This window comes from Paenibacillus sp. OV219, from assembly GCF_900110075.1.
Classification (GTDB): Bacteria; Bacillota; Bacilli; order Paenibacillales; family Paenibacillaceae; genus Paenibacillus_Z.
In genome coordinates this window covers 112,237-137,134 of sequence record NZ_FOCJ01000001.1, presented here as the reverse complement: position 1 = coordinate 137,134, position 24,898 = coordinate 112,237, and the positions used below count along the sequence as shown (strand labels likewise).

Here is a 24,898-nt window from a genome sequence, read left to right as displayed (position 1 = left end):
TAATCAAATGCTATCACACTTGACTGGGGTTATTTCTGCGAAGTTGACCTTTGCACAAGGTCTACTTGCTTTAATTAATAATAATAATCATTATCACTAAAAACGTATGATGGGGCAATAAAAATTGAATTTGTCACCACTATGTTTAATCACATCTTCACCGAATCGATTTTAAAGACGCTTCCATATCGGCCTTTGAATACTGGAGTGCCGAAAGCCGAGACCCAGCCTTGATACATTCGGCTCGAGCTATTGTTTCTTACAAGAACGTAATCCGGCTTATCATATGCAACGATATCAGGCAATATCTCGGAGAAGCCCTTCATTGACCGCTCGAATGCTGTGTAATTAAATACGCCCTTTGTCTCATCTGTCACAAAAGGATCCTGCCTTCCATCACACAGCACATCTGCCCCATGTGACATGACATACCCCGAACTACCATAAGGGGCTAGCACTTTCGGACGCACACCACCTGGTGTATGAGCAAGGACATAATCCATCTCATCTACGGGATACTTTTTGGAGTCAATCGTTGGTGGTGAGATGAACACATAGAAGATGTTTGCGGAAAGTCCTACTGTTATGCCCAGCATAAACACATACCTTTTATAAGGAATATTAACCAGTCGATTATAAGGTATGAGATCTACTACCGTACCGGCAAAATAAGGGAAGAAAAGCCACATAAACAGATTTTGTTTATAAGACGACACGCCAAGGAAGATAATACCGAGCATCAGCATGAATCTAAATGGTTTACGGTGAATACAGAAAGGCAGCAGCATCGCGAAAACAAGAAGCAGAATAGTTCTCGGCTCCGTCGGACTGGCGAAATTAATCGGCTGCCATTCGTTGATCATCAGATTAAAGTGATTTTTCGTCACAGTGAAAATATAAAATATGCTTTTGTACCCGCCTACGTTGACGAATCCCATCACGATAATTAATAGGAAAGTTACTAACTTCCCACGTGAGAGACTGCGTTCAAATAAGGCTTCCAGCAATGCCATCACAGTGAATACTGCAATTACAGGCCAGACTCCAGCGTGTATATTCGCAATGCCAATTGAAATCGCAATTAGCGCAATCGCATATCCCTTCGTCTGCCGGAGATTAAATTCCCTCAAGTAGACAAAGAACCAGACGATGAGGAACGACGAAATCATCTGTGGCCGTGAAGTGAAATAATAATAATAGACGCAAACCGCAACGAGCAATACGATCAGGAACAGCAGAAAGTGATGCTCACCAAGTCCTAATTCTTTGCGGGATATGCTAGTTAGTCTATATAAACCGATTATTAGGATGAATAAGCAGATTGCAGTGAGCAAGTACGTACCGGGCCACCCCAATATATCATATAGGCTGGCGACGATGAGTTGGAACCCAAACTCATGTGGCACATACGGTAGCTTATCATTATAGAACGTATGAATGGCATGATGCAATACCGTGTGGTGCTCAAGCATGTAATTGCCAAGTTCAATGTGCCAGAACGTATCCGGATCGTTGTAGGCATTGGATGGGAACATCATGACAATAACGAATACAGGCAAGAGCAGGTATAGAATAGGAAGTGATTTTTTAAGCTTCAGCATCATATTGGTTCTCCGTTTCCCGAAACACAATAAGCTTTTGCCCGAAGTAATTCGTGATCGTGTATATACCGGTGCTGATAACGACAGCTGCATCTTTGACAATCGTTCCGATGTGATTACTCCAAATAGCTTCCATCCTATTTGCAAGAAGAAGTCCCAGATAAAACGAAAGGAAGTAACAACATAGAATGACAAAAGCAAACCGCAAGATCGATCGCGGCATTGACGCTCTACTCTTAAAAGTAAACGTTCTGTTCATTACATAGCTGAAAATCGCACCTGTCGAATTTCCGGTTATTGTCGCACCCCAATAGGAAAAGTTGCATATATGCAGCAGTACATATGTGATACTTAGCCCGACAAGTGTATTCAATCCGCCAACTAGAAGGAAACGGATGAATGGCTTCTCATTGATTGCCTTACGAATGATGGACATCGTGAGTAAGCTCCGACTCGATGATATAGGCCGGCCGGCGTTTTGTTTCCCAATAGATTTTACCGATGTACTCGCCAATTAGACCCATACTCATCAACATCAAGCCGCCAATAATCCATACCGAAATGATGATGGACGTCCAGCCTGATTCCGTATGTCCAAGCAGCTTTTGAATAACGGCATACACACCAGCCAAACCACTCAAACAAAAGGACAGAAAGCCGATAATCGAGACTAGACGAATCGGTACTACACTGAAAGAAGTCAGCCCATTGAAAGCAAATGCAATCATTTTCTTCAGCGGATACTTCGTCTCTCCTGCAAACCGTTCCTTGCGATCATAATAGACGACGTCGTTCTTAAGCCCCAACATCGGAACAATGCCGCGAAGAAACATATTGCGTTCCTCAAAGCCTTCAAGCTCGGTTACGGCTCGTTTACTCATCAATCGGAAATCAGCGTGGTTATAGATTAAATCAATTCCGAGCTTACGCATGAATTTGTAGTACGCTTGGGCAGTTGCTCTTTTGAATATAGAGTCCGTTTCTCTGCTTCTTCGTACTCCGTATACAATTTCCGCACCATTCAGATAACGTAAAACAAACTCGCGAATGACAAGAATATCATCCTGAAGATCCGCATCGATTGTGATTATACAGTCCGTCCAAGCCTTAGCTGAATGGATACCTGCTAGAAGAGCTCCTTGATGACCAAAGTTCCGGGATAATTTCACGCCTGAAATAGATGAGCTAGCTGCTCTTTCCTGTTCGATTAAGCTCCAGGTACCATCTTTACTTCCATCATCAACAAACACAATCTTACTATTCGCCGTGACAAGAGCTTCGTCTATAAGTCCAATAAGTACATTCTTGAGCTGCTTCGCCGTTTCATTCAGGACATCATTCTCGTTATAACATGGAACTACGATAGCTAGAGTCGGTTTATCCAAGCGGTGCACTTCCTCCCTGAATGCAACACCATGCTAGGGTAATCATTTGCCCACGCACGATGTTAACGGATAATCATTAAAAATTTATTAACTAATACATGTAAGTGATCATTTTGCTTGATAAAGGTATATTCTCCATGCAGATTCAGAATTATCGAACACCTTCAGTAGTCGAAGTCCATCTTCTTCGGCATTCAAGATCGGCACGGCGGAGAATATATACCGTCCCCCCATCTTCTTGAAAACCTCCATGTTCAATTCGAGATGATGGATTCGTGTGGTTGAATTCTTCTTGAATTCGTAATTCTGCCCTAACTCACTAACGAATAAGTAACAACGGCCACCCCATGTATCGAAGTACGTTCGCAGCGCTGGGCTCTTATCCAGCTCCTTAGCAATGATTTGCCGAAATTCATGCTTGTAGGTAAGCGGATAATAGTTGTTGTACGTGTCTAATGTGTAGAAGCCATTGTATTGTGCGATCGCAGGGTGGATACCGATGCTGGCAACCCGATACGACTGCTTCGGCTGTCCGATATAATTCTTGATTTGTTGAAACAGATCGACCGAATAGAACTGCTTCACTGTCGGCTCGCCGTATACGCGATATACGATCTCATCATTGCAGAAGAAAAGAATAATAATTTGCAGAGCGATGCAAATGCGAACACGCTTCTGCCAATTCTCACTCTTTTTCCAAAGAATATGGAGCCCGAGTGCAAAACCAAGGTAAATGACAAGCGGACGCAAGAAATGAAATCGGGCAAAATTAAACGTGTTCAATAGCGTGAATTGTTCCTTCAGTGGCTCCCATCCTTTGTAGTACCAGAAGGCGTACCAAACGGATAAAACAAAGTTGAGTATAAGCAGCCAAATAAATTGACTATTCTCTTGTCGATTTTGTCGCTTCATTGCAACCTGCAGCGCAATAAATAGGATAGGTAGAATAACCAAAGTGTGGATCGTCAGCACATGACCATGCCCAAAAATAAAATTCACGAATGCAAGATATACCGAATGCCAGAAACCGAGGGTAGAATTCACAAACTCCATTCTGCTGTTAGGTGCCTCCGAAAGGACAAGCCCAAACACGAGCCGATATTCAATTGCCAGGTAGATCAGCGTCATAAGTGCGATACTGCAAGCGAATAAAGGATTCCATACTCGTTTCTTGATTACATCCTTCAGCCAAAGCAGTCCCATTGCAGTCAAGAAAAAGAAAAAGCCTAAAACGAAGCTTGAATAGAATGGCAGTAACAAAAGTACTAGCCACGATTTCCATGATCGCTCTCGATTTCGAATATTTAAAAACGCCCAAAACGCTAGAGGCTGACCGAGTGTACTCAGCATGCCCGATGGCCAGAATGGTGTTAAAGCGAAAGCTAAAGACACGCCAACACGAATGAGGCTTGTATCCGCTCCCTTAATGAAATGCTTCTTTAACAACAAGTGCATTCCGATAAAAGCGAATAACCTCGTTATCATCTGGCTAAGCGTATAAGCGACCATCGTAGGAAACAGGGCATGCAGCCAAACGATTCCACTAAATTCCGTCCCGAAGACCCCTCGCGGCAGCCCGTTGATGACTTGAGGAATCGTTGCATTCATTGATCCGAAGAGCTCATTACTCCGAATGAGCACTTTATACCAAGCAATGTTCGAGTCCAAATTATCATGTACGCGAATATGGGCGTTATCTCCTAATACGATCAGTGGCAAGGAATACAAAAGAATAAGGACTAAGGCGTAACGTATCATGAGTTTCTCTTGTGTCAATATCGACTTTACATGCTGCATAAACATCTTCCTGCCTGCATCTGGATTATTGATTTGATGTGTTCAGGACATCAAGTGAGTTCTGAATCACAGATTTACACTTATTAACGTCAGGGCTCTTGGTGCGAACAGCTGCGAGCACCTCATCGATCGTACCGTCAATATCAGTCCAAGTCTTACGATCAATCTTTCTAAGCTTCGGTTCATTCTGGTCCCAATCATGCTCCAAGTCATCTGCTTTCGACTTTGCTGTACTCACATTATTCCCATTGATATTATCGAGGATGCCCTTTTCAATGGTAATAAAATCGTTTAACTGTCCGCTCAACGTCGTCTGTGAAGAATCGACTTCAGGAACAATATTTTGATTCCACCATATATAACCGCCAATTCCGACGACCAGGAATACAATAATGACTGATATTGTCTGTGTCCATACACGCTTCGTATTGTCTTTCGGCTCGATCGTTGGTGTAGCTTTTTCTTTCGAAATCAAGTCAAGCTTAGAAACGGCAAGGAAAACGATGATGGCCAAGATGGCAATCAGGAAGATGACACTAGTTATTGTGGCACCTAGAGCCAATCCACCGTTTGTTTTCGATTGAGACAAATAATCTCCAAGCGAAGCCCCTAGTGGTCGTGTAAGAATATAAACGATCCAAAATGCCAAAATTTCATTGAGCTTAAGCTTCCATGCTAAGAACACACAGGCAATGATGACAATGACAATAATGCCAGTACCTAAATAACCAACGCCAAGCTGCTCAGAATAAAGATCTCCTACCGCTGTACCGAGTGCAAACGTAAACAGAATCGTTAACCAATAGAATGCTTCTCTCTTCGCCGTGTAGATGGAATGGATGGATAACGTTTTCTCACTTGCGAACCATAGTAGAAACGTAGCTGCTAATAAAATACTAAAGGCAATGGTGCTTTGTTCAAGCGGCACTCCAAATCCGTCAGTTAAATTGTCGGTTAGTAATGTACCAAATACACTGATGAGCACTACAGTTAGCCAATAAACAAGCGGAATATATTTAGTTGATCTAAATTGGATGAACAAGACGACAACAAAAGCAATTCCCATAAGTAAAGTGGTCAGTGGTAATCCTAACCCGACGTTAATGCTCAAAAAGTCAGAAAATGTTTCTCCAACCGTCGTACACAATACTTTGATGATCCAGAAGAATATGGTTACTTGAGGTACTTTACTAAAGAGTTGATTCAACTTGCTTTGGTTTGTTGTCGACACACTCTTACCCCTCTCAATTGTGGTTTGCCAAGCATGATTCCACCGTCACTTCCAAATGCCCTCGATCGGCGCTGCAGTTCGACTTCCTCCAAGCAACGGTATATCGTACATTTCCTCAATCATTCGCAATACGGAATAATGATTGATTCGCTGTTCAGATTTACCAGGCTTTATCATTGAACCGACCATGATAATTGGAATCTGATTCTTCTTGGAGAAGTCGTCTTCATCCCAAGTGACAATCAACAAACTTTGATGTGTTTGAGCCCATTTTGCATAATCACGAATGTTTGTCTTCAGCCAATCATCTGCTTCCTTAACCGTTCCATCGTGCATGTCGTTCTGATGGTTCGGGATGACGAATGAGACATTCGGAAGCTTGCTATAATCCTTCGGAAAAGCTTTATAAGGTTTGTTTAGCTTTGCAGGTATATTCGAGAATTGAACCCAAGGATTATGTTTGCGCCCATATCCCCCTGCCCAGCAGCCAGTAAACCCCGTTTTCGGCATATCCTCAGAGAACCCCGTGAAGGTCAATCCGGATTTAAGGAGTTCTGCGCCAAGGTTATCAGTACGGAACGGCTTGTGGCATCCGTCATCCTTCAAACCTTGAGTCGATCCAGAGAAGAGAGCCAGATAATTGGGTTGGCTCGGGTGAGTGATTGCATATGCGCTCGTAAACAAAGCGCCTTGTTTGATTAAAGCATTCATATACGGAGCGTTCGAACTGCCGACAATTTGCTTATACGAGTGATTCTCTTCCACAACAATTACTATGTGTTCAACACTAACCTCTGCTAGCTGTTTAGAAGTGTTTTCCTCTTTGGTCGTGGTTGCATTCGGTATATCCGATGACTCACTTGAGATTGGACTTAACTTTTTTTCTTCACCAATCCAACTGCAGCCAGAGATGATTGTAAGGCTAATAGCAGTTAGTGCAATCCGAGTAAGTGCGATTGGTAATGTAGACATTCATGGTTCCTTTCCGAGAAGGTTACTTGAAATGATCTGCTAAGGTTTCTTCAGGCAAAAGCAAGCCAAAGCAATAGGCTGATTATGATTCCGAGCACTGCCCCTGCGAGTACTTCAATAGGCCGATGCCCTAACATTTCCTTTAGTAACGGATATTTTAGCTTTTGATTATCGTTTTGCTCTATTGCGAGTCTTCTTGTTATTCGGTTAAGTAGTGATGCATGTGTACCAGCATGTCTCCGAACTCCGGCTGCATCATACATCGTTATAACGCCGAAGACGAAAGCTATTGCAAACAAGCTGGAGGAAAAGCCTTCTTTCATACCGACTCCAGTTGTCAGTGCGGCAACCGCTGCGGAATGCGAGCTTGGCATACCACCTGTGCTAATTGCACGCCGCCAATCGATCTCCAAGTGAGTAAAGAAGTTAATCGGGATTTTGACGAGTTGAGCCACCAAGATGGCGATCAGTGCCGCAATTAACGGCAGATATGGCGTAATGCTCAAGATACATGGACTCCTTCCGGGAAGACAATTGAGGCTTACTCTCATCTACTATCAAGTTTTTGATTCTTGTCTCGGCTGCCGCGCCGCTTCTTCTCGAGCACGGCCTTCCACAAATTTTTGATTCCGACGAGTACGATTAATCCAGATAATACGATGAACGAAATATCTCGAATGGCAGTATACTGCGGGTTTTTAGGGAGAGAAGCACTTCTCTTATCTCCCCTTCTCACCATCGCTTGTTCGTACGCTGCATTTGAGACCTGGAAATCATATCGCTGAGATTTAAGTTCATCCTGTCCTTCCAATCTAATCTCGGCCTCATACATACCTGGCACTAATAGTGGCCCTTTGCGGATGAATATGATTTGTTCTTTGCCAGGCAGAAACCCAAAGTTTCTTGGTCCTTTTGTTTTCGAAATATTTTTGTAGACGTACTCGTTTTGAGCAGACTCAATTGCTTGACTAACGTTAATGCCAATATCGCCGTACAGCGCTTTTGCGTCTGGATTCTGAACCGTCAGTTTGATAATCGGCTGACCCGCTTCGTCAAAGGCGTAATCATAGCGTTCAATAACAAGGTCTGACATTACCGCCGTGGCTGCGACAGGTACAACGACTAGAGCCGGCATTATGCTGTCTTCCTTCTCTTCCGTAAGAGCCAGTAAAGTAGCAGCAAGCACGCAAACCCGGCAAGTCCATAACTTAACGGATGCAGGAACCTCTCAACGGCATCCATGTTAGAGCCTAATTTGTAGCCGGCGTAAGTTAATGCCATATTCCAAGGAATACAACCGACGAAGGTAAACAAAGTGAACCTTCGGAAGTTCATCCCTGCAATCCCTGCAGGAAGTGAAATGAATGTCCGCACGAATGGCAAATTTCTCGAGAAGAACACGGTACTTTCTCCATGCCTATCAAACCAACGCTGAGCCTGATCAAAGTGTGCTTGATTAAACAGTACGTATTTCCCATATCGCTCAAGAAGCTTTCTTCCACCCCTTGATCCTACGAAATATGCAATAACGGAACCGACGACATTGCCGAGTACACCTGCTACAACAACACCTACATATGACATGGAGCCGCTTGCGACTGCGGCACCTCCGCTAAGTAAAATCACTTCGCTTGGTAACGGTATACAAGCGCTCTCCAGCACCATGGTTATAAATACTCCCGTAAGTCCAAGCGCACTGATCCAGTGAACGGCGGTATTGGACAACCATTCAACGATCTGATGCATATTATTCTCTCCCCTCCACTGATTTATCTCTTATATGCTTCTCATGCTGTCATCAACATGTAAGCCAGGAAAACGATAGCAAGAACGAACCGGTAATAGGCGAATGGAGCGAGCTTAAATCGTTCAAGCAATTTCAAGAACGTGATGACCGCAACTAGCGCTACGATGAAAGCGACAACGAACCCAGTTAAAAAGAAACCAATGTCAGAAGATGTTAGTGTATCGTAGCTTTTAAGCAGTTCGTATCCACTTGCTGCGACCATCATGGGAATTGCAATCAAGAATGAGAAATTCGTCGCTGCTCGGTAACTGACGTTCGACAATAAACCACCTGCAATTGTTGCTCCGGATCTGGAGAACCCTGGCCATAGGGCGAGGCATTGGTACAATCCGATAAGTATGGCCTGTCTGTATGAAATTTGATCGATACCCTCCGCTTCTACCGGTGCTTGTTTCTTCTGACCAATGAGCATGAAGATACCGCCAAGAACTAGACCAGCAAGTACCGTATAAGGAGAAAATAAGTAATTCTTGATAACTGAATGCAAGATCAATCCTAGTAGCATGGCCGGAAAACAAGCCAAAATAACATGGAGAAGATTGAGTTTGTGTTTGGAGTGAATAGATTCTTCAGACTGGTTAGACTTAATAACGCTTGGCTTTAACCGAATCAATCCGAGTAAGTTCAAGATTCGACGCCAGTAAACGACTGCTACAGCTAAAATAGCGCCGAGCTGGATGATGATTTCAAAAGTGTCCGCCTTCTCACCGGAGAAGCCTAAAAGTTTACCGCTCAGGATTAGGTGCCCCGTTGAAGAGACTGGCAGAAACTCGGTAAGTCCTTCCACGATCCCTTGCACGATGGCAGTAAATATGTCTTGCATAATGAGCACACACTCTCCCTAACTAGTTTGTCGTCCTTGTATAGGCAATTACTACTGTAGTTCCATAACATCAAGCAAAAATGAAACTTGTCTTAACATTTTCTTAAGTCAGATTAAATTTCTATGCGACGCGTGAATTCAGCATTTTATCGTGTATGATGGTCTGCATGGAACGCTACATTCGTAAGAAATGAGGAATCTGGTATGCCGACTATTAACATGCTATCTTCCGCTCACAAAGTGAAAGGCCAAGGCGTATTATCCGCTTATATTGAGCAAGTCAAATTGGTTGAAACCGAGTTGTTTGACACCTATCAGGTCGTTAAGAACCATTGGATTCCTGGTAAAATAACCCATTATCACACCATCGACTTCAAATTTTTTCTAAGCCTCCCATTAGCTAAGTTGTTTGGAAAAACTGTCGCATACGTCCATTTTGTACCCGAAACAATTGAAGAGAGTCTGAAGCTTCCTCCACTTGTCAAAAAGATTTTCTATGCCTACATGCTCAGGTTTTATCGCTCCGTCGACCATATTGTCGTGGTTAATCCATATTTCATTGATGTACTTAAAACGTTGGGAATTAGCGAGCAGAAAGTGACCTATATCCCAAATTTCGTCTCGGAAGAACGCTTCTTCCGCCAACCGGCTGCTAATATCGCCAAGTTAAAGCATAAGTACGGTTTGCCAAATAATCCGTTCATCGTACTGGGAGTTGGTCAAGTTCAGACACGCAAAGGGGTTATGGATTTCATCGAGACTGCGAAGCGTCTTCCTCACATTTGTTTCGTGTGGGCAGGCGGTTTCTCGTTCGGGGCAATAACTGAGGGATACACAGAACTTAAGAAATGGGTGGACGATCCTCCGGCTAATGTCACTTTTACAGGTATTGTCGAACGGGAGGAAATGAACGATTTATACAACGTTGCTGATCTCATGTTTCTACCTTCTCACAGTGAACTTTTTCCCATGTCCATTCTTGAAGCAATAGCTTTGCGGATCCCTGTGCTATTGCGGGATTTGGAATTGTATCCAGCTATCCTGTTTGATCACTACTTAAAGGGCGACTCTGTAGACTCTTTCGTATCGATTATTTCTACGCTCCAGATCAAGGATGGAACTTATGATTATTGGAGTGATCAGTCCTGGAAGTGTCATGAATATTACTCTGAGAAGCGTGTTGCTTCGTTATGGAGAGCATTCTACGATCGAATTTGCACCGAACAATTATGATAAACAAACGATTCAACATCGTCATCGTCGTGATTACTTTTGGTGTATTCTTCTCGTTCTTCACCGCTCATCAAGGATTAGGCACGATGATGGTAACAGTTAGAACGCTTCATCAAGACTGGATCGAGTTAGCAGCAAGTCTAATTATGCTGAGCTGGATATTCGAAATGCTTGTCCTATACACAATTCTTAAGGATAGCCAGCACGCTAAGAATTCACTGCTCAAAGCGTTCAAGTTCCAGATGGTAGGTCAATTCTTCGGTGCCATTTCTCCATTCTCAGCAGGCAGCCACCCTGCGCAACTATTCACAATGAAGAAGAACGGAATCCCAGTTGGCGAAGCGGGATCGATGCTGATGATTAAATTCATGATCCATCAAGTCGTCAACATTATTATTTTCACGATATCGACTCTGCTTACTTACCATTATTTCGAGCAGAAAGTGCATTACTTCACTTATCTTTGCGGCCTTGGGCTAGCTGTACACACGGCCGTTCTGATCTTCTCGGTATTGGTGCTTATCAATCAATCGCTAACAAAGCGAATACTTGCTGCATGTTTGAGAATGCTATACCGGATACGACTTGTGAAGAATCCTGATGTCGTTTATCAGAAACTAAACTTGGAAGTCGAACATTTCCACGCCAATGCTGTGTACTTATCCAAAAAGATCCGGGTTTGCATCTACGCATCGATTTTCACTTGCTTGCAATATGCCGCTTATTTCTCAGTTCCTTACTGCATCTATCGTAGTTTCGGACTTCATTCAGCTGAGTTGTGGAGTTTAATTTGTGCCCAGATATTTTTATCCAATTTTATGGCTGCAATCCCGCTTCCAGGGGCGGCCGGTGGAGCTGAAGGTGGATTTTACTTTATCTACAGCTTATACTTTCCTTCCAATACCTTACTTACTGCTTTGTTTGTCTGGCGTCTTCTCTCCTACTACACCGCTATCTCTTTTAGCAGCATATTTGCACTGTCATGGACGAAATCTAAAGAGTCAGCTACCGGTCATCAAAATTAACGCAAAAGTGCCCGATCCGTTAGGTCGGGCTTTGTACATATATGAAATAAGTTAGATATTATCTCTTCTTGGTTATATAGCGAATGATCCGTTCAAACGGTGCTCTGCTTATCTTGTTAACGCGTAACAGGTTATTATATAAGTCCTCAATCTGATTTGCGAACACACTGCCAGAGTACTTTCTTGCCGTCGAAGAAGCATGACAGCTCATTTGTCTTCGCATTTCATTGTTCCTCAGCAGCTCGTCTATATAAGGTGCGAATTGATTCCGTGATGTGTATGTGAATCCATTGAATCCTTGCTCAACCACTCCATCAATGCATGGATCATATTTGCACACAACAGGACATCCGCTGCTCAGAGCTTCAATATAAGTCAGTCCCTGAGTTTCGCTAGTAGACGCGTTGACGAAGACGTCTGCCAAGTGATAATACTTGTACACTTCTTCCGGAGCTACCATTCCAGTTAGCATTACATATCGCTCTAGCTCTCGCGTCGTAATTTGTTTTTTTAACTCATCCAAGTAGGGACCACCACCGACGATAAGCAGTTTTACATTCGAATGTGACTGAATAACGTCAGGTAGTAACTCTAGTAGCTCGACAATGTTTTTCTCCTCAGCGATTCTACCAACGAATGCAAGAATACGGTTATTAGTGCTAATGTTCAGCTGCGCGAGTAAATTTGCTCGGTCTTCTTCATCGAATGGGAGTTGGAAGCTGTCTACAGCAATACCAGTCGGAATGATGTGTAGTGGAGTATTCACTCCATAGCGGAGTAGTGCTCTCTTGGTTTTCAGTGAAGCCGTAATGATACCGTCCAACCGATTGAACATAGACTTTGTAATAAACGCTGCAACAGTTGGTGTAATGATTCTCCCACCCAGTACATAATCTAAGTAATTTTCATACATCGTGTGGTAAGTATGAATATGAGGAATACACAATTTATTCGCAATCGTTCTCGAAGCTAGCATCATAGAGAATTCGGTTTGCGAATGTAGAATGTCTGGACCCCATTCTATGATTCTCTTCAGAAGTCGATTGAAGAATGGCTGCTTAATTCTAGCATCTGGATAAACACCGATACGCAGGGATCTGACATAATAGACATCACCAGAAATACTCTCTCTTCCCGTATTCGACAAGGTAAGAATCCGCACATCATGACCGGCGTTTTTAAGCTCGCGGTATAGGTTTAGGACTGAAGTGACAACCCCATTTACGACGGGGGAAAATGTATCTGTCGTAATCAATATTTTCATGTCTATACCTCCTGCGTTCAGTGACCATCAGTCTTTAAAACGATATCCAGTCCCCCAAACCGTTTCGATATAGCTTGGATTTGCAGGATCTTTCTCGATTTTTTCACGAAGCTTACGGATGTGAACGGTAACTGTTTGTAAATCACCTTTCGCATCGATGTCCCATATTCGTTCAAACAGATGATCTTTGGAAAATACTCGGCCTGGATGTCTCGCGAGAAAGTAGAGCAGATCGAACTCTTTGGTCGTCATCACGACTTCCACTTCATTCACGTACACTTTCCGTGTGTCTGGATCCATGTATATACCGCGAATCTGAACTTCGTTCTTCGCAGTCTTATTCCCGATTAAGCGGTCATAACGTGCCAGATGTGCCTTAACTCTAGCAACTAACTCGGCGGGCTTGAATGGTTTCGTGATATAATCATCCGCTCCAAGTCCAAGGCCCCGGATAACATCAATATCCTCTCTGCGTGAAGTGACCATAAGAATGGGAATATCTTTCTTTTCGCGAATCCCCTTGCACACCTCGAATCCATTCATTTTCGGGAGCATCAAATCCAGAATAACCAAATCGTAATTTCCCGATAGGCTCAACCTCAACCCGGATTCACCATCCGAAGCAATCTCTACTTTGAATCCATTGATCTCAAGATAATCGCGTTGCAGCTCCGAGATCGAAATGTCATCCTCGATGAGCAATATTGTTTTCATGATTGTACATTCGATCCTTTCCATATAGGGATTTGAAGCGTTATCGTTGTTCCAATGTTAGGCTGGCTTGTGGCGGAGATCGTACCGCCATGTCCATCCATGATCTGCTTGGCGATTGCGAGGCCAAGCCCGCTTCCGCCCGTATTCGAATTTCTCGACTCTTCTGCCCGGTAGAAGCGTTCAAAAATATGCTCAAGCGCCTCTGGTTCAATGCCGATGCCATTATCAGAGATATGGATAATGGCGTTCTCTTCCTCGCAATAAGCCTTTAAACTGATTACGGGTTCATCCTTATCCGTATAACGCACACTGTTTTGAATAATATTGTTGAGTACTCGTTTGAAGTGATCCCAATCAAGTAAAACATCCGTCTCGGAGTCAATTGTAATATCGGCAGAATAACTGACCCGCAGCTTCTCCAATTCAAATTGCAATTCTTCTGACCAGTCACTTAGGTAAGGCTCAAGTTGTACAGTTTCGAAACGAAATGGCTCTCGGTTTAAGTCTAACTTGGAGTATAGAAACAACTCGTTGATTAGGTAATCCAATTCATCTGCCTTGATAGCGATTGTCTGCATATATTTCGTGTACTTCTCAGGGGTGTCTGCGACCCCTTCCATAATGCCATCCACGTACCCTTTGATTGCCGTGAGAGGTGTCTTCAAATCATGCGAGATATTTGAAATTAATTCTTTGCGGTTCGCCTCGTATAGCGCTTGCACCTCGATCGAATGCTGCAGTCTTGATCGCATTTCCTCGAAAGCAACACCTAATTGGCCGATTTCGTCTTTACCGATGACATCAACCTGGAAATCCAAATTACCTTCCTTGATTTCTCGAGCTGCTTTTCGCAACACCTGTAATGGCCGGATGATGCGTGTAGACATAAAAGTAGTCAGCAAAATATGCGTTAATATAAGCACGCAAAGCAAAGCGATAAATAACGAAGGGAAATATTTTCGAATGAAGAACGTCATAGGATCGATCTTCGAGATGATGAAGACAGTACCCTTATCGAATTTGGGATAGTCAAAATCAAACTGCAAGAAGAAATAGTCCGCATTGGCAATCTTCATCACTGGATATTTACTAAATGTTTCAGGCATTTTGAAAGGCGGAAGTCCTTCGGTCAATTGCGGTAACTGCTGGATACTCGCCGAACGATACAATATCGTATCCCCGAGTCGAACGACCAACCCTGCGTCCTTTTCTTTAAGCTCAGTCGTCATTTCGTTAAGATAGTCGCGGTCCTTTAACAGATCCGGCTCGCGCTCGACCGACCTTCTAATTTCTTTTGCGATATGTTCTACATCTCCATGGTCGAAACTATCCTCGGTTGATTCATATAGTCCTTTTATATTCTGCAGATCCCCCTGATAAAAGACGACCATTAGGACAGAAATCAAGATGATGGAGATAAGCGGGATGATAAGCATCGCCGCGTAGGACAAGAGCAATTTCATTCTAATGGACATGCGGGAAACCTCCTCCGTTTTGTTGCGCTCAGCTCTCCATCCTATCATAAACGTAGCTTGTAAAAGAATGGTGAACTAGTTCTTAAATTAATCTTAACTCGTCGATTTCACTTCTTGACGATAAGAATCCGTTTTCTAACTGCATATAATGTTTGATCATATTAATCATGAAAGGTAGTGAATAATTGGATTCTAAGCCTATGCCTATTTTCTGTGTTTGCTGCAAAGATATCCGTTGGGTCACAACTTACTCGCTTGAGAAATTCGGGAGTATTCGTCTTCCTATGCAACCTTACGAGTATCCTGTTTCATTATGTATGGAGTGCGAGGAAGAAATCCTGGTTAGACTCGTCGATTATATTCGAGATCAACACAATGAATCTTGATTTGATCTAAATAAAAAAAAAGGCAGCCATCTGGCTACCTTCATCTAGATTGAGCCTTTATTCAAAATTGTCGGCCTGGTATTGGACAGGCCGACAAAACTCGCTATTGAACATAACCTGTTGCTGCTTTTGTCAGAATGAGAACAACCGGAGCTAATAATAAACTCCAGTTTTACTTACTTTTTAGGATATTTTCGTGCATATCTCATGATGGTTTTAAACACCTGAGGATCTGGATGTTTCTTAAAGATGTACGGGTCTGGGCTCGTGTTAACCTCTAGAATCCATGGATGCAGGGATTCATCCATGGCCACATCTAATCCAACAACATATACGCCTGGGAATGCAGATTGCATTGCTTTCCCGACTTTAACACCAAGTTTTGCAAGTGATTGCAACGATCTTTTTATATCTTTCGTATATGGAGTCAATAGTCGCTGTGCCGAGACGATTCTTCCACCATTATGAAAATTCGTTACGATTTTGTTCTTAGCTGCTACCCTTCCAATGATTCCTGTTGTCTCCCACTTACGCTTACGATCAGCGGAGAATTGAACCATAATACGAAGGTCGAATTTCCCCCCCCGATATTTCAATAGATGTATACCTTTTTGCACCAAATATCGTTTCCCGCCAGTATGACGCAATATAGATTTATACATATCCTCATAGCTTTCAAACGAACGGATCTTCTCACCTTTTTGAAACTTGTAAACATCCGATTTGTGCTCAACACGCATTACACCATTACCGAATGTTCCGATATCCGGCTTTACATATACCATTTTATAACGTTTCAGCTTATTGAATAATGTCGTCCTGGTCATTCTTCGCGTGTCAGGAACATGGGCATCGATTGCTGCATGTTTGCGAATTGCGTTAGTTTTGGTCCACTTACTATATACATGCCGCGGCATTGAACATCTCCTCATCTATGAGTTGTTACACATGCATGCTTAAGAAGCTACAATGATATTCTGTCTGCTTGGCGTATTCATCCAACAACTTATTCAGCCCAGATATTCAAAAACTGGGCTAATAGTAAATTAATAAAAATTTAAGAATTAGGGATACGCGTTTCCTAGCGAAACTCCAGTAATTCAATTGAAATTTATCCTCGAAATTCTTAAATTTTTATGCTAATTATGCATGCCTAACAACGCAAGAGCTTGTGCGGAATAGTTTATCTCATATTACCAACCAAGGAGAGCACATCTGATGAGACTATTAATCATAGCGCCAGAACAGATCCCCGTCCCTCCCTTCAAGGGTGGATCCGTACAGAATTGTATTTATCAAATCTCGAAGCATGCTTCAGATAAATATCAAATCACGATCGTAAGCCGCTGGAGTAAAAACCTGTCACGAATATCTACGATTGGTAATGTGACAATATATCGCGTATCTGGAGCCACGAAGAAGGTTTACTTACAGAATGCGATTCAAAAGGTGAAGAACAAAAAATTTGATTATATCCAAATCGATAACCGTCCGAGTTTTGTCCCTCAGGTTAGAACAGCGTTTCAAAATATCCCTATATCCGTTTTCATGCATTCAATGACCTTTGTCTCCCTCCCCATGACAACCAGGCAAAAAGCAAGAAACGATTTAAGAGGCGCGAACCTTATCATCGGCAACAGTAACTCTCTGAAGCAAGCGTTAACAAGTCGTTTTCCAACCTACTCGAACAAGATTAAATATGTACACCTTGGTGTAGACATATCGAAATTCCGACCACGAAAGACTAAAAAAACCGGTAAATTTCACTTCTTGTTTGCAGGAAGGTTAATCCCAAGAAAAGGAATTCCAATTTTGTTAAAAGCATTTAAAATTGCGCTAAAGTCGAATTCGTCACTCCAATTATCTATTGCCGGTGGAGCTTTGAAGTCGACCTATAAAACATATCTTCAAAAGACTGCAAGGCAGCTAAAAATACCGGTTACCTTTACAGGCAATCTATCACGAGAGCGAATGCCTGCATTCTACCGGTCAGGAGACTGTTTCATCTGCCCTTCACAGAAGCATGAGGCATTCGGCCTTGTAAATGTCGAAGCGATGGCATGTGGTTTGCCTGTCATTGCGTCTAATAACGGAGGCGTACCGGAGATTGTAGAGCATCAGGGTAATGGATTTCTTGTTAAAAACTACCGAAGACCGAGTTCGTTTGCCAGTGATATGATTAGGTTAGCTAATGATCCTGATTTATGTAACCGTTTATCTGTTCAAGCTCGGAAGGATGCGGTAGACCAATTTAGTTGGAAGCGAACTTCTAGAAAGCTGATGAAGATCTACGAGAAAGAACTGGTATAAGAAGTGAGGGCCTATACGATGCGAAATAGAAGCAATCGACAATGCTTCTATTTCGAATCCATTTGAAGCAATGCTATATATTTACCCCGCTTCCGATTTCATTTTCAGTATTATCTTGAACGTCAGGGTCGTTCGTGTTTGTCGAACTTACGGCAGTATTAGAATTAACTATGCTGCCAGTGAGGAATGAACCGGAGCCCGCATAAGTCTTCGAGGCACTTGAAGGCTTGAGTTGGATAGAATCCCCTACCTGTACAACTGACCCATTCCCAACGCTCACAATTTCAGCCATTCCAACTATTGTAGGCATTAAAGATTCGCTCCTTTGCTTATTCTTGATACCCACATGATATGAGCGAAAGATCATTTTGTGCCCAAACTGCTTACAAATCCGAGTTGAGCCCCATGAAATCCCTTTATATAACAGTTGCCTGAATTGGGTATTTAGTCCCATAATGAGACTCGTTGTCTTAGCTGTATGAACAGTCTAGGCACGACATCGAGCATTATTATTGGGAGGTCATGATAGAAATGAAAAAAATGTTTACGAGCGCTTTGATAGCAGCTGCGGTAGCAGTGTCAGCGGTTCCGGCTGCATATGCGGATGGTGCAACGATTTCCTTCAACGATATTGAGAATTCCTATGCAAAAGATGCCATTCAAGACTTGTTTAGCAAGGCTATCGTTACGGGAATGGATAATAAAGGCCATTTCAGCCCGAAAGGAACATTGACTCGTGCTCAGTTTGTCACGATTATGGTGAAGGCATTAGGTCTGAAAGCCGAGTCTACAACATCTTCGTTTACGGATGTGAACGGATGGGCACTCCCTTATGTGGAAGCTGCTTATCAAGCTGGTATCATTAACGGTGTCGGCAAAGACAAGTTTGACCCTAATGCTTCTGTAACAAGAGAAATGTCTGCAACAATTCTGGTGAAGTCGCTCAAAGTGAAAGGTGCTCTCGATGAGCAAGATGCAGGCCTCACTTTTAACGATGCGGATAAAATTGCAGCATGGGCGGCTCCATTCATCGGCCTCGCGCAAAAATATAAGCTAGTTAATGGGTTCCCAGACGGGACATTTGATCCGAAGGGGATTTCTAATCGTGAGATGGGTGCGGCGATGGCATCTAACCTTTTGCAAGCAATTGATGGAGTGAGCAAAGAAACTGAAACGGCACCTGTTATCAGCAATGTCAGCATTAAATCCAGCAATGATAACACATCGCTGGCGAAAGTCGGAGACACGATTACACTGACGTTCACAACGAATGAACAAGTCTCCAAACTAAGCAGTTTCAAGATTAACGGCAGCAACCCGGCTTCTTTCACATCCGAGGGTTCGGGAAACAACTGGATAAATACTGCAACTTATGTGTTGGATGAGACTGATCCTGTTGGTCCTGTAAACTTCCAAATTAACGTAAAGAACGAAGCTGGTCTTTATTCAATTACGACTGAAGCTACAAACGATAGTAGTTCCGTTGCTGTTCTTGCAGCTCCTGTCATTAGTGTTGTAAATATTGTATCTAACAATGAAGATCCTACGAAAGCGACGGTAGGTGATTCTGTCACTTTGAAATTCACAACGGATCAAGAAGTTTCGAAACTAAGCAATTTCAAAATAAATGGTGGAAATCCCACTACACTCACTTCCATAGAAGAAGCGAATCATACTTGGACTAACACTGCAACTTATGTGATTGATGCTTCGGATCCTGTCGGACCAATGAACTTCCAAATCAATGTAAAAAACTTGGTTGGCTTATACTCGATTACTACCGAAGCAACTACGGATGAGAGTGCGGTAACTGTTTATTAATTGCACTTACAAAAAACGCGATGACTTTACGTCATCGCGTTTTTTATATTTTGACGATAACATATCAAAGTAATTCATATAGTCCATTCCTTTGAACAGGATTGTCTATTGATTATGGTAACCGTTTCATTTACATCATTGATAATGATTATCAATATTACGCAGAAACAGGTGGGGACATTTCACTAGAAAGTCTTATCACTCTAAATCCTGACCATATCTTCCTACACAGCCGGCCTACAGCTCCTACAGATAAAGCACTTGAAGAGCTTAGTAAGAGACCTGTGTGGAACAGTTTAAAGGCAGTCAAGAACGGTCATGTCTATGTACTTGAGTCTTCTGCATTTACGCCTGGGCCAACAGGGATTGCTTACGGCATAGAGCATATATTACAATATCTTAAATAGTTTAACCTCCAAACTCCCGAGCGTTATAGCTCGGGAGTTTGAAGTAGGTAAGGAGGAATTACGCTTTGGCACAAATAGAAATGAATATTTTGGCGGAGCAATTAATGAGTGTCAACCTAAATATTGAAGGCGTCTATCGCGTTGCCCTCTCGATTTATTCTTATGTTGCTTCCGTATATCGTTTGAAACTATCCAAAATCGCTTGCCAACCCGCCTGTTGGAATTCAACGGGGTGAGTGCTCTCGGGATCGAAGATTTCAACGACCTTAGTGACCTCGCCTTGATCGACGAACGCAATATCCACTTTCCGTCCATCTCCCAATGTGTAGGCAATCGTCTCATGCAGCTTCACTTCGTCGTAAATTCCGCTAAAATCAAAACCCATGCTGCCATCCTTCGCTTCCATCCTTGTTAGGAATTTGCCGCCGACCAACAAGTCGTTCTCCGCTCTTGGCGCATGCCATTCCTCGGAAGGTTGATTCCACTTCGTAATGTGGTCCGGCTCGGTCCAATAGCTCCATACTTTTGCTACAGGGGCTTGAACGACGGTCTCTACGGTTACTTTCGTTGGATTGCTTGTTTCCATTGTGAAGGACACCTCTTTACGGGAATATTGTTTTTCACTAATATAGACGAATGCCAATCTCCGAATTCATCGGTCTATTTGTTCCGGAAGCCCTAATCGGGAAAATAATTTTGCATTTATGAAATTTTGAACATGGAATATCCGATTATCTTTCACTTCAATCACGTGAATGCCCCAAGGCACCAGGACGGATGCCTCCTTACCCGGCACATACTGCGCCAGAGCGGGATAACCGCCATTCACTGTAGTTGGCAAAAATTTGGACCCCTCGCAATGCCAGCGTGTAAGCGCAAAAAACGCGGACAAATCTTCTTGCCCGCTTATCCACATGGCGAAAGGCGGCATGGACATACAGCCTTCCTCGTGGAACAACGACACAAGCGCATGGATATCGAATTGCTCAAACGCTTCCACATACCGCGAGAGAAGATTCTGGTCGGGATTGAGATCCATCTTACTAAATTCGTCGGAGCGAAGCCGCGTTCGTTCCATCGTCTCCCTGGCTCGTTGCAGGGCGCTGTTCGCCGCTGCTGGCGACATTCCCAACGTTTCCGCAATTTGTTTCGAAGACCATTCAAAGACATCCTTCAGAATAAGAACCGCGCGTTGACGAGGCGGCAAGGCTTGCAAGAGTGCGATAAAGCAGAGCTGAAGGGTATCCTTGCGAACGAGAGCATCTTCCGGATTTTCTCCAAATTCGGGTGAGGGCCAAATCCAGGACGAATCCGGCAGCGTTTCGTTCGGTTCGACAATCTTGACCGCCGGGTCGGACAGGTCAACGGGAAGCGTACGGCGCTTCGCTTGCCTCAGCTTGTCTAGGCATAAGTTCGACGCTATGCGGTAGATCCATGTTTTAAAGGAGGAGTCCTGTCTGAATCGATCCCAGCTCTGCCATGCCCGAATATAGGTTTCCTGTACAGCATCGTCCGCATCATCAATGGATCCCAACATTCGATAACAATACGAGGTTAACCCCGGCTTGTAGCTCTCAAATAACTTCATATCAAAAGCGGAATCGTTCATCTTCGCCTCCTTAGGTCTCTCTACATGAAACGTCCTCCTTCCATCATATTCGAATCATCCGGCAGCCACAAGGTCCTGCCCGTTCGTATTATGAGGTCACCAGAACTTACTGGTCGACCTCATTTTGCGTGGAGAAATACTATCCTTCCAAGGAAACCTTACCACCCTCCAAAGGATGGCTATTTGGCGTGCTCTTTTTACAGAATAGCATGCTGTCCTGTTCAATTATTAGAAAACACTTTCAATTGCAGATCCGTGGTAAATACAAGCTTGTAGCAAAGCATGCTTAGTAGAATACTTGTTATCGCCGCGGAACCTGTAAACGAAAATACAATTAGAATTTGATAACGTACAGCTTCCACCGGTTCAGCCCCGGCTATGATCATACCAGTCATCATGCCTGGCAGTTGAACAAGACCAACGGTTTTCATTCCGTCGATGGTCGGAATCATACTGAATTTCACCGCACGCTTCCTGACTTGGTGTAAAGCTTGTTTGGCAGTAGCTCCTAATGATAACAGCGCTTCAATTTCTCCTCTTGTGGATTGGGCTTCTCGTTTAAGCTGATTCACAAACAAGCCTGAAACAATCATAGCATTACCAATTGTCATTCCACTGAGCGGAATAATATACTGCGGAGTTGATTTTATGAGATGAAGCCCAATTAGCATCCCCATCATTATTAACTCCATAACAGAGATTGAGAATGCAATTCTCCAGATGATTCCCCTCATTTCATCGCCTCGTTTAGATGCGTTCCATGAGGCAACCCCAATCATTACGATTATGATGAGTACCAATAAAAGAAAATTTTCTGTTTTAAAAATATACTGGAGTACATATCCGATAAACAATAGCTGTAAGGCTGATCTAACTGTTCCTATTGCGATTTCTTTCTCAAGCCCAAGCTTCTGCCAATAGGAAATGAGCATCGTGGCAAATACAAAAAGCAATGTGAAACTTAGAGAAAAAAGTGACATATCTAATGCACCTCAGTCTGCCCTCTCCCGATAAATTGCCTCGCGGTTTCGGTACTTGGATTTTCAAAAAACTGTTGCGTCGAAGTATCTTCCACTATCGTCCCGCCTGCCATGAACCATATTCTCGAGCTCACTCTTTCAGCTTGCTTAAGTTCATGTGTAACCCCAATCATAATCGTACCTTCACTGCGATGCCATTCATCGAGCAATTGCTCCACTGCAAGCGTATTCGGCGCATCTAAAGACGATGAAACTTCATCAAGCAAAATAATATCCGAGCGCAAGAGTAAAGAACGTATCAGTGCTATCCGCTGCATCTCACCACCTGAAAGCTCACGAGCATCTTTTTTTAGATCGAGACTTGAGAGCCTTGCAGCTTCTAATAATCGTTTAGCTAGCTTCTGGTCATATGGGAGCTGGTGCAATTGTGAAGGCACTTTAAGATTATCCTCTACACTTCCTGGAAGCATAACAGCTTGCTGTGCCACATAGCATACTTGTTTTCGCCATAAGCTTGGACTCATTTGGCGAAATGACACTCCGTCTAAACAAATATCACCTTCGTCCGGCGTATGTAGGATAGAAAGTAAACGGAGTAATGTGCTCTTCCCTTGGCCGGAAGCACCTAGTAAAGAGATGCGTTCTCCTTTATCTACGGTTGCGCTAATGTTCGATAAAAGATACGGAGCATTAGCGTTCTTCATATGAAACGACCTTTTAGCAACTTGTTTGATGTCGAGCATAGCATCGTCCCTTTCGGTTTAACAGTAATCGTCTGGGCTATCTATTAAGATTTATTAACTCCATTTAAATGGTATACAAATATTAGCATAAATTTTATCATGGGATGAAGTTTCGTTAGAGACCTTCATACATCAGTCTACAATTTCTCATTGAATTCTAATCTAACTCACAAAACCTTCTCATGTGCTGGTGCTATAGTAAAAAGTGTCTTCGAGAAACCAATTAGGAGGAATATATGATGAATAGAAAATGGCTAATAGCTGCTGCACTGCTCGCCTTTGTAGCTGCAGGAACGGGAACTTGGCTGCACGCGTACGCTGCGACTAATAATGCATCGACGACGAATTCGGCAGTAACAAGTGTCAAGGAAGCTTCTGATGGTGATGGCGAGTATGCCGATGATCAAGAGCAATCCGACGGTGATGGCGAATACGCTGATGGTCAAGAGCAGTCGGATGGTGACGGCGAGCAAGCTGACGATCAAGAACAAGTTGACAACGGCAGCAGCAATGCTCAAGATAACGATACAGAGACAAATGATGACTAAGTAAGAATAAATCTCATTGGGGCAGGAATCCTACTACTTGAAGGGTTCTTGCCCTTTTTGGATTTGAACCAGGAGGGGTATGATCGTTGCGTCAGATACTATTAATTGAAGATGAACCGAACTTCGCTCGTTTTCTTGAACTGGAACTGAAACATGAAGGTTTCGACGTTACAGTTTGCCATGACGGTAGAGAAGGCTTTGCGTTTGCGACTGAACGCGAATGGGACATGCTGCTTCTTGATTTAATGTTGCCAGGCTTAAGCGGAATTGAAATATGTAGAAGACTGCGCAGCCAGAAGAATAAGACCCCGATTATTATGCTCACCGCACGCAATAGTGTCATGGATAGAGTCACGGGACTAGATAGTGGCGCAGATGATTATTTACCTAAGCCATTCGAGATAGAAGAACTTCTAGCACGCATGAGGGCGATATTTCGTCGAATAGATGATACTGAGGAATCGACTGATGGTATAGTCCGGTTACAAGACCTTCAAGTAGAGCTCCCCTCCCGGACCGTATCCCGTGATGGTGTTGAAATCCCCCTCACCAAGCGTGAGTTTGATCTGCTCCTCGTCCTTATCCGTAACGCTAATAACATTTTATCCCGTGACCAATTGCTTGACCTTGTTTGGGGGTTCGAAACCGGCGTTGAAACGAACATCGTCGATGTCTATATTCGCTACGTTAGGCAAAAACTAGGAGACGGTGACAAATACATACAGACTGTTCGAGGGGTCGGCTATATCATGAAGGGGTGATTATGC

Annotated in this window: 25 protein-coding genes and 1 pseudogene; 7 read left to right on the top strand and 19 right to left on the bottom strand. The window is 43.2% G+C overall.

Annotation, left to right across the window (positions count from 1 at the left end; translation table 11 throughout):
- Positions 1 to 149: 149 nt before the first annotated feature.
- The 10 genes from BMY11_RS00540 to bacA all read right to left on the bottom strand — a co-directional run bounded on the left by BMY11_RS00540 (position 150) and on the right by bacA (position 9,616).
- Positions 150 to 1,604 carry a hypothetical protein gene (locus tag BMY11_RS00540; protein ID WP_090572528.1) on the bottom strand — a complete coding sequence of 485 codons (1,455 nt, stop codon included), beginning with the start codon at positions 1,602 to 1,604 and terminating at the stop codon, positions 150 to 152.
- On the bottom strand, positions 1,588 to 2,037 hold the full coding sequence (locus BMY11_RS00535; protein WP_090572527.1) for a GtrA family protein: 450 nt from the start codon (positions 2,035 to 2,037) through the stop codon (positions 1,588 to 1,590). The genes BMY11_RS00540 and BMY11_RS00535 overlap by 17 nt, the downstream gene beginning before the upstream one ends.
- Positions 2,021 to 2,986 carry a glycosyltransferase family 2 protein gene (locus BMY11_RS00530; protein WP_090572526.1) on the bottom strand — a complete coding sequence of 322 codons (966 nt, stop codon included), beginning with the start codon at positions 2,984 to 2,986 and terminating at the stop codon, positions 2,021 to 2,023. Before BMY11_RS00530 ends, BMY11_RS00535 begins: the two co-directional genes overlap by 17 nt.
- Positions 2,987 to 3,094: 108 nt before the next feature.
- Positions 3,095 to 4,783: a DUF6044 family protein gene (locus BMY11_RS00525; protein WP_177182429.1), complete on the bottom strand. Its 1,689-nt coding sequence runs from the start codon at positions 4,781 to 4,783 to the stop codon at positions 3,095 to 3,097.
- A 25-nt stretch (positions 4,784 to 4,808) separates the two neighbouring features.
- On the bottom strand, positions 4,809 to 6,014 hold the full coding sequence (locus BMY11_RS00520) for a COG4705 family protein (protein ID WP_090572525.1): 1,206 nt from the start codon (positions 6,012 to 6,014) through the stop codon (positions 4,809 to 4,811).
- Positions 6,015 to 6,059: 45 nt separating this feature from the next.
- Positions 6,060 to 6,986 (bottom strand): alkaline phosphatase family protein, encoded by a 927-nt coding sequence (locus BMY11_RS00515; protein ID WP_090572524.1) that lies wholly within the window; start codon positions 6,984 to 6,986, stop codon positions 6,060 to 6,062.
- Positions 6,987 to 7,036: 50 nt separating this feature from the next.
- Positions 7,037 to 7,492, bottom strand: a complete 456-nt coding sequence (locus BMY11_RS00510; protein ID WP_256217248.1) for a divergent PAP2 family protein — start codon at positions 7,490 to 7,492, stop codon at positions 7,037 to 7,039.
- A gap of 41 nt (positions 7,493 to 7,533) precedes the next feature.
- Positions 7,534 to 8,121, bottom strand: coding sequence for a hypothetical protein (locus BMY11_RS00505; RefSeq protein ID WP_090572522.1), 588 nt, complete (start codon positions 8,119 to 8,121; stop codon positions 7,534 to 7,536).
- Positions 8,121 to 8,732 carry a DedA family protein gene (locus BMY11_RS00500; RefSeq protein ID WP_090572521.1) on the bottom strand — a complete coding sequence of 204 codons (612 nt, stop codon included), beginning with the start codon at positions 8,730 to 8,732 and terminating at the stop codon, positions 8,121 to 8,123. Before BMY11_RS00500 ends, BMY11_RS00505 begins: the two co-directional genes overlap by 1 nt.
- 41 nt (positions 8,733 to 8,773) lie before the next feature.
- A complete protein-coding gene (bacA, locus tag BMY11_RS00495) occupies positions 8,774 to 9,616 on the bottom strand; it encodes an undecaprenyl-diphosphate phosphatase (protein ID WP_090572520.1) in 843 nt (280 codons plus the stop codon).
- 204 nt (positions 9,617 to 9,820) lie between these two features.
- On the opposite strand from bacA, the gene BMY11_RS00490 reads away from it, so the two are divergent.
- Complete coding sequence (locus BMY11_RS00490; protein WP_090572519.1) at positions 9,821 to 10,849, top strand: glycosyltransferase family 4 protein; 1,029 nt, start codon at positions 9,821 to 9,823, stop codon at positions 10,847 to 10,849.
- A complete protein-coding gene (locus tag BMY11_RS00485; protein ID WP_090572518.1) occupies positions 10,807 to 11,874 on the top strand; it encodes a lysylphosphatidylglycerol synthase transmembrane domain-containing protein in 1,068 nt (355 codons plus the stop codon). The genes BMY11_RS00490 and BMY11_RS00485 overlap by 43 nt, the downstream gene beginning before the upstream one ends.
- Before the next feature lie 58 nt (positions 11,875 to 11,932).
- Here BMY11_RS00485 and BMY11_RS00480 read toward each other — a convergent pair whose 3' ends face one another.
- The 4 genes from BMY11_RS00480 to BMY11_RS00465 all read right to left on the bottom strand — a co-directional run bounded on the left by BMY11_RS00480 (position 11,933) and on the right by BMY11_RS00465 (position 16,630).
- Positions 11,933 to 13,138, bottom strand: a complete 1,206-nt coding sequence (locus BMY11_RS00480; protein WP_090572517.1) for a glycosyltransferase family 4 protein — start codon at positions 13,136 to 13,138, stop codon at positions 11,933 to 11,935.
- Between the two features lie 27 nt (positions 13,139 to 13,165).
- Positions 13,166 to 13,852, bottom strand: a complete 687-nt coding sequence (locus BMY11_RS00475) for a response regulator transcription factor (RefSeq protein WP_090572516.1) — start codon at positions 13,850 to 13,852, stop codon at positions 13,166 to 13,168.
- Entirely contained in the window at positions 13,849 to 15,327 is a 1,479-nt protein-coding gene (locus BMY11_RS00470; protein ID WP_090572515.1) for a sensor histidine kinase, read from the bottom strand. Before BMY11_RS00470 ends, BMY11_RS00475 begins: the two co-directional genes overlap by 4 nt.
- Positions 15,328 to 15,889: 562 nt before the next feature.
- Entirely contained in the window at positions 15,890 to 16,630 is a 741-nt protein-coding gene (locus tag BMY11_RS00465) for a YheC/YheD family protein (RefSeq protein WP_177182428.1), read from the bottom strand.
- A 301-nt stretch (positions 16,631 to 16,931) separates the two neighbouring features.
- On the opposite strand from BMY11_RS00465, the gene BMY11_RS00460 reads away from it, so the two are divergent.
- Complete coding sequence (locus BMY11_RS00460; protein WP_090572513.1) at positions 16,932 to 18,023, top strand: glycosyltransferase family 4 protein; 1,092 nt, start codon at positions 16,932 to 16,934, stop codon at positions 18,021 to 18,023.
- A 73-nt stretch (positions 18,024 to 18,096) separates the two neighbouring features.
- Here the strand turns inward: BMY11_RS00460 and BMY11_RS00455 are convergent, their stop codons facing one another.
- Positions 18,097 to 18,333 carry a spore germination protein gene (locus BMY11_RS00455; RefSeq protein WP_090572512.1) on the bottom strand — a complete coding sequence of 79 codons (237 nt, stop codon included), beginning with the start codon at positions 18,331 to 18,333 and terminating at the stop codon, positions 18,097 to 18,099.
- A gap of 221 nt (positions 18,334 to 18,554) precedes the next feature.
- On the opposite strand from BMY11_RS00455, the gene BMY11_RS00450 reads away from it, so the two are divergent.
- Complete coding sequence (locus BMY11_RS00450; RefSeq protein ID WP_177182427.1) at positions 18,555 to 19,844, top strand: S-layer homology domain-containing protein; 1,290 nt, start codon at positions 18,555 to 18,557, stop codon at positions 19,842 to 19,844.
- A 101-nt stretch (positions 19,845 to 19,945) separates the two neighbouring features.
- Positions 19,946 to 20,251, top strand: a complete 306-nt coding sequence (locus tag BMY11_RS00445; protein ID WP_090572510.1) for an ABC transporter substrate-binding protein — start codon at positions 19,946 to 19,948, stop codon at positions 20,249 to 20,251.
- A gap of 160 nt (positions 20,252 to 20,411) precedes the next feature.
- Here BMY11_RS00445 and BMY11_RS00440 read toward each other — a convergent pair whose 3' ends face one another.
- From BMY11_RS00440 to BMY11_RS00425, 4 genes and pseudogenes are all read right to left on the bottom strand, one after another.
- Complete coding sequence (locus BMY11_RS00440; RefSeq protein WP_090572509.1) at positions 20,412 to 20,837, bottom strand: SRPBCC family protein; 426 nt, start codon at positions 20,835 to 20,837, stop codon at positions 20,412 to 20,414.
- Between the two features lie 66 nt (positions 20,838 to 20,903).
- Positions 20,904 to 21,872 (bottom strand): annotated as a pseudogene (locus BMY11_RS00435) (sigma-70 family RNA polymerase sigma factor); the annotation flags it as partial.
- Between the two features lie 209 nt (positions 21,873 to 22,081).
- Positions 22,082 to 22,840 (bottom strand): ABC transporter permease, encoded by a 759-nt coding sequence (gene fetB, locus BMY11_RS00430; protein ID WP_090572507.1) that lies wholly within the window; start codon positions 22,838 to 22,840, stop codon positions 22,082 to 22,084.
- Positions 22,841 to 22,842: 2 nt separating this feature from the next.
- Positions 22,843 to 23,583: an ABC transporter ATP-binding protein gene (locus tag BMY11_RS00425; RefSeq protein ID WP_090572506.1), complete on the bottom strand. Its 741-nt coding sequence runs from the start codon at positions 23,581 to 23,583 to the stop codon at positions 22,843 to 22,845.
- A gap of 236 nt (positions 23,584 to 23,819) precedes the next feature.
- Between BMY11_RS00425 and BMY11_RS00420 the strand changes: the two genes are divergently transcribed.
- Both BMY11_RS00420 and BMY11_RS00415 read left to right on the top strand, forming a co-directional pair.
- Complete coding sequence (locus BMY11_RS00420) at positions 23,820 to 24,131, top strand: hypothetical protein (protein WP_143069182.1); 312 nt, start codon at positions 23,820 to 23,822, stop codon at positions 24,129 to 24,131.
- An 86-nt stretch (positions 24,132 to 24,217) separates the two neighbouring features.
- Positions 24,218 to 24,892, top strand: a complete 675-nt coding sequence (locus BMY11_RS00415; protein WP_090572504.1) for a response regulator transcription factor — start codon at positions 24,218 to 24,220, stop codon at positions 24,890 to 24,892.
- The last annotated feature ends 6 nt before the right edge of the window (positions 24,893 to 24,898 follow it).

Excerpts from the sequence above, each read along its gene's own strand:
- BMY11_RS00500 (WP_090572521.1), bottom strand. The coding sequence starts at position 8,732 with ATGCATCAGATCGTTGAATGGTTGTCCAATACCGCCGTTCACTGGATC.
- BMY11_RS00455 (WP_090572512.1), bottom strand. The coding sequence starts at position 18,333 with ATGCCTACAATAGTTGGAATGGCTGAAATTGTGAGCGTTGGGAATGGG.
- BMY11_RS00480 (WP_090572517.1), bottom strand. The coding sequence starts at position 13,138 with ATGAAAATATTGATTACGACAGATACATTTTCCCCCGTCGTAAATGGG.
- bacA (WP_090572520.1), bottom strand. The coding sequence starts at position 9,616 with ATGCAAGACATATTTACTGCCATCGTGCAAGGGATCGTGGAAGGACTT.
- BMY11_RS00525 (WP_177182429.1), bottom strand. The coding sequence starts at position 4,783 with ATGCAGCATGTAAAGTCGATATTGACACAAGAGAAACTCATGATACGT.
- BMY11_RS00540 (WP_090572528.1), bottom strand. The coding sequence starts at position 1,604 with ATGATGCTGAAGCTTAAAAAATCACTTCCTATTCTATACCTGCTCTTG.
- BMY11_RS00465 (WP_177182428.1), bottom strand. The coding sequence starts at position 16,630 with ATGCCGCGGCATGTATATAGTAAGTGGACCAAAACTAACGCAATTCGC.
- BMY11_RS00485 (WP_090572518.1), top strand. The coding sequence starts at position 10,807 with ATGGAGAGCATTCTACGATCGAATTTGCACCGAACAATTATGATAAAC.
- BMY11_RS00425 (WP_090572506.1), bottom strand. The coding sequence starts at position 23,583 with ATGCTCGACATCAAACAAGTTGCTAAAAGGTCGTTTCATATGAAGAAC.
- BMY11_RS00420 (WP_143069182.1), top strand. The coding sequence starts at position 23,820 with ATGATGAATAGAAAATGGCTAATAGCTGCTGCACTGCTCGCCTTTGTA.
- BMY11_RS00505 (WP_090572522.1), bottom strand. The coding sequence starts at position 8,121 with ATGCCGGCTCTAGTCGTTGTACCTGTCGCAGCCACGGCGGTAATGTCA.
- fetB (WP_090572507.1), bottom strand. The coding sequence starts at position 22,840 with ATGTCACTTTTTTCTCTAAGTTTCACATTGCTTTTTGTATTTGCCACG.
- BMY11_RS00490 (WP_090572519.1), top strand. The coding sequence starts at position 9,821 with ATGCCGACTATTAACATGCTATCTTCCGCTCACAAAGTGAAAGGCCAA.
- BMY11_RS00440 (WP_090572509.1), bottom strand. The coding sequence starts at position 20,837 with ATGGAAACAAGCAATCCAACGAAAGTAACCGTAGAGACCGTCGTTCAA.
- BMY11_RS00460 (WP_090572513.1), top strand. The coding sequence starts at position 16,932 with ATGAGACTATTAATCATAGCGCCAGAACAGATCCCCGTCCCTCCCTTC.
- BMY11_RS00470 (WP_090572515.1), bottom strand. The coding sequence starts at position 15,327 with ATGTCCATTAGAATGAAATTGCTCTTGTCCTACGCGGCGATGCTTATC.
- BMY11_RS00515 (WP_090572524.1), bottom strand. The coding sequence starts at position 6,986 with ATGTCTACATTACCAATCGCACTTACTCGGATTGCACTAACTGCTATT.
- BMY11_RS00535 (WP_090572527.1), bottom strand. The coding sequence starts at position 2,037 with ATGTCCATCATTCGTAAGGCAATCAATGAGAAGCCATTCATCCGTTTC.
- BMY11_RS00450 (WP_177182427.1), top strand. The coding sequence starts at position 18,555 with ATGAAAAAAATGTTTACGAGCGCTTTGATAGCAGCTGCGGTAGCAGTG.
- BMY11_RS00475 (WP_090572516.1), bottom strand. The coding sequence starts at position 13,852 with ATGAAAACAATATTGCTCATCGAGGATGACATTTCGATCTCGGAGCTG.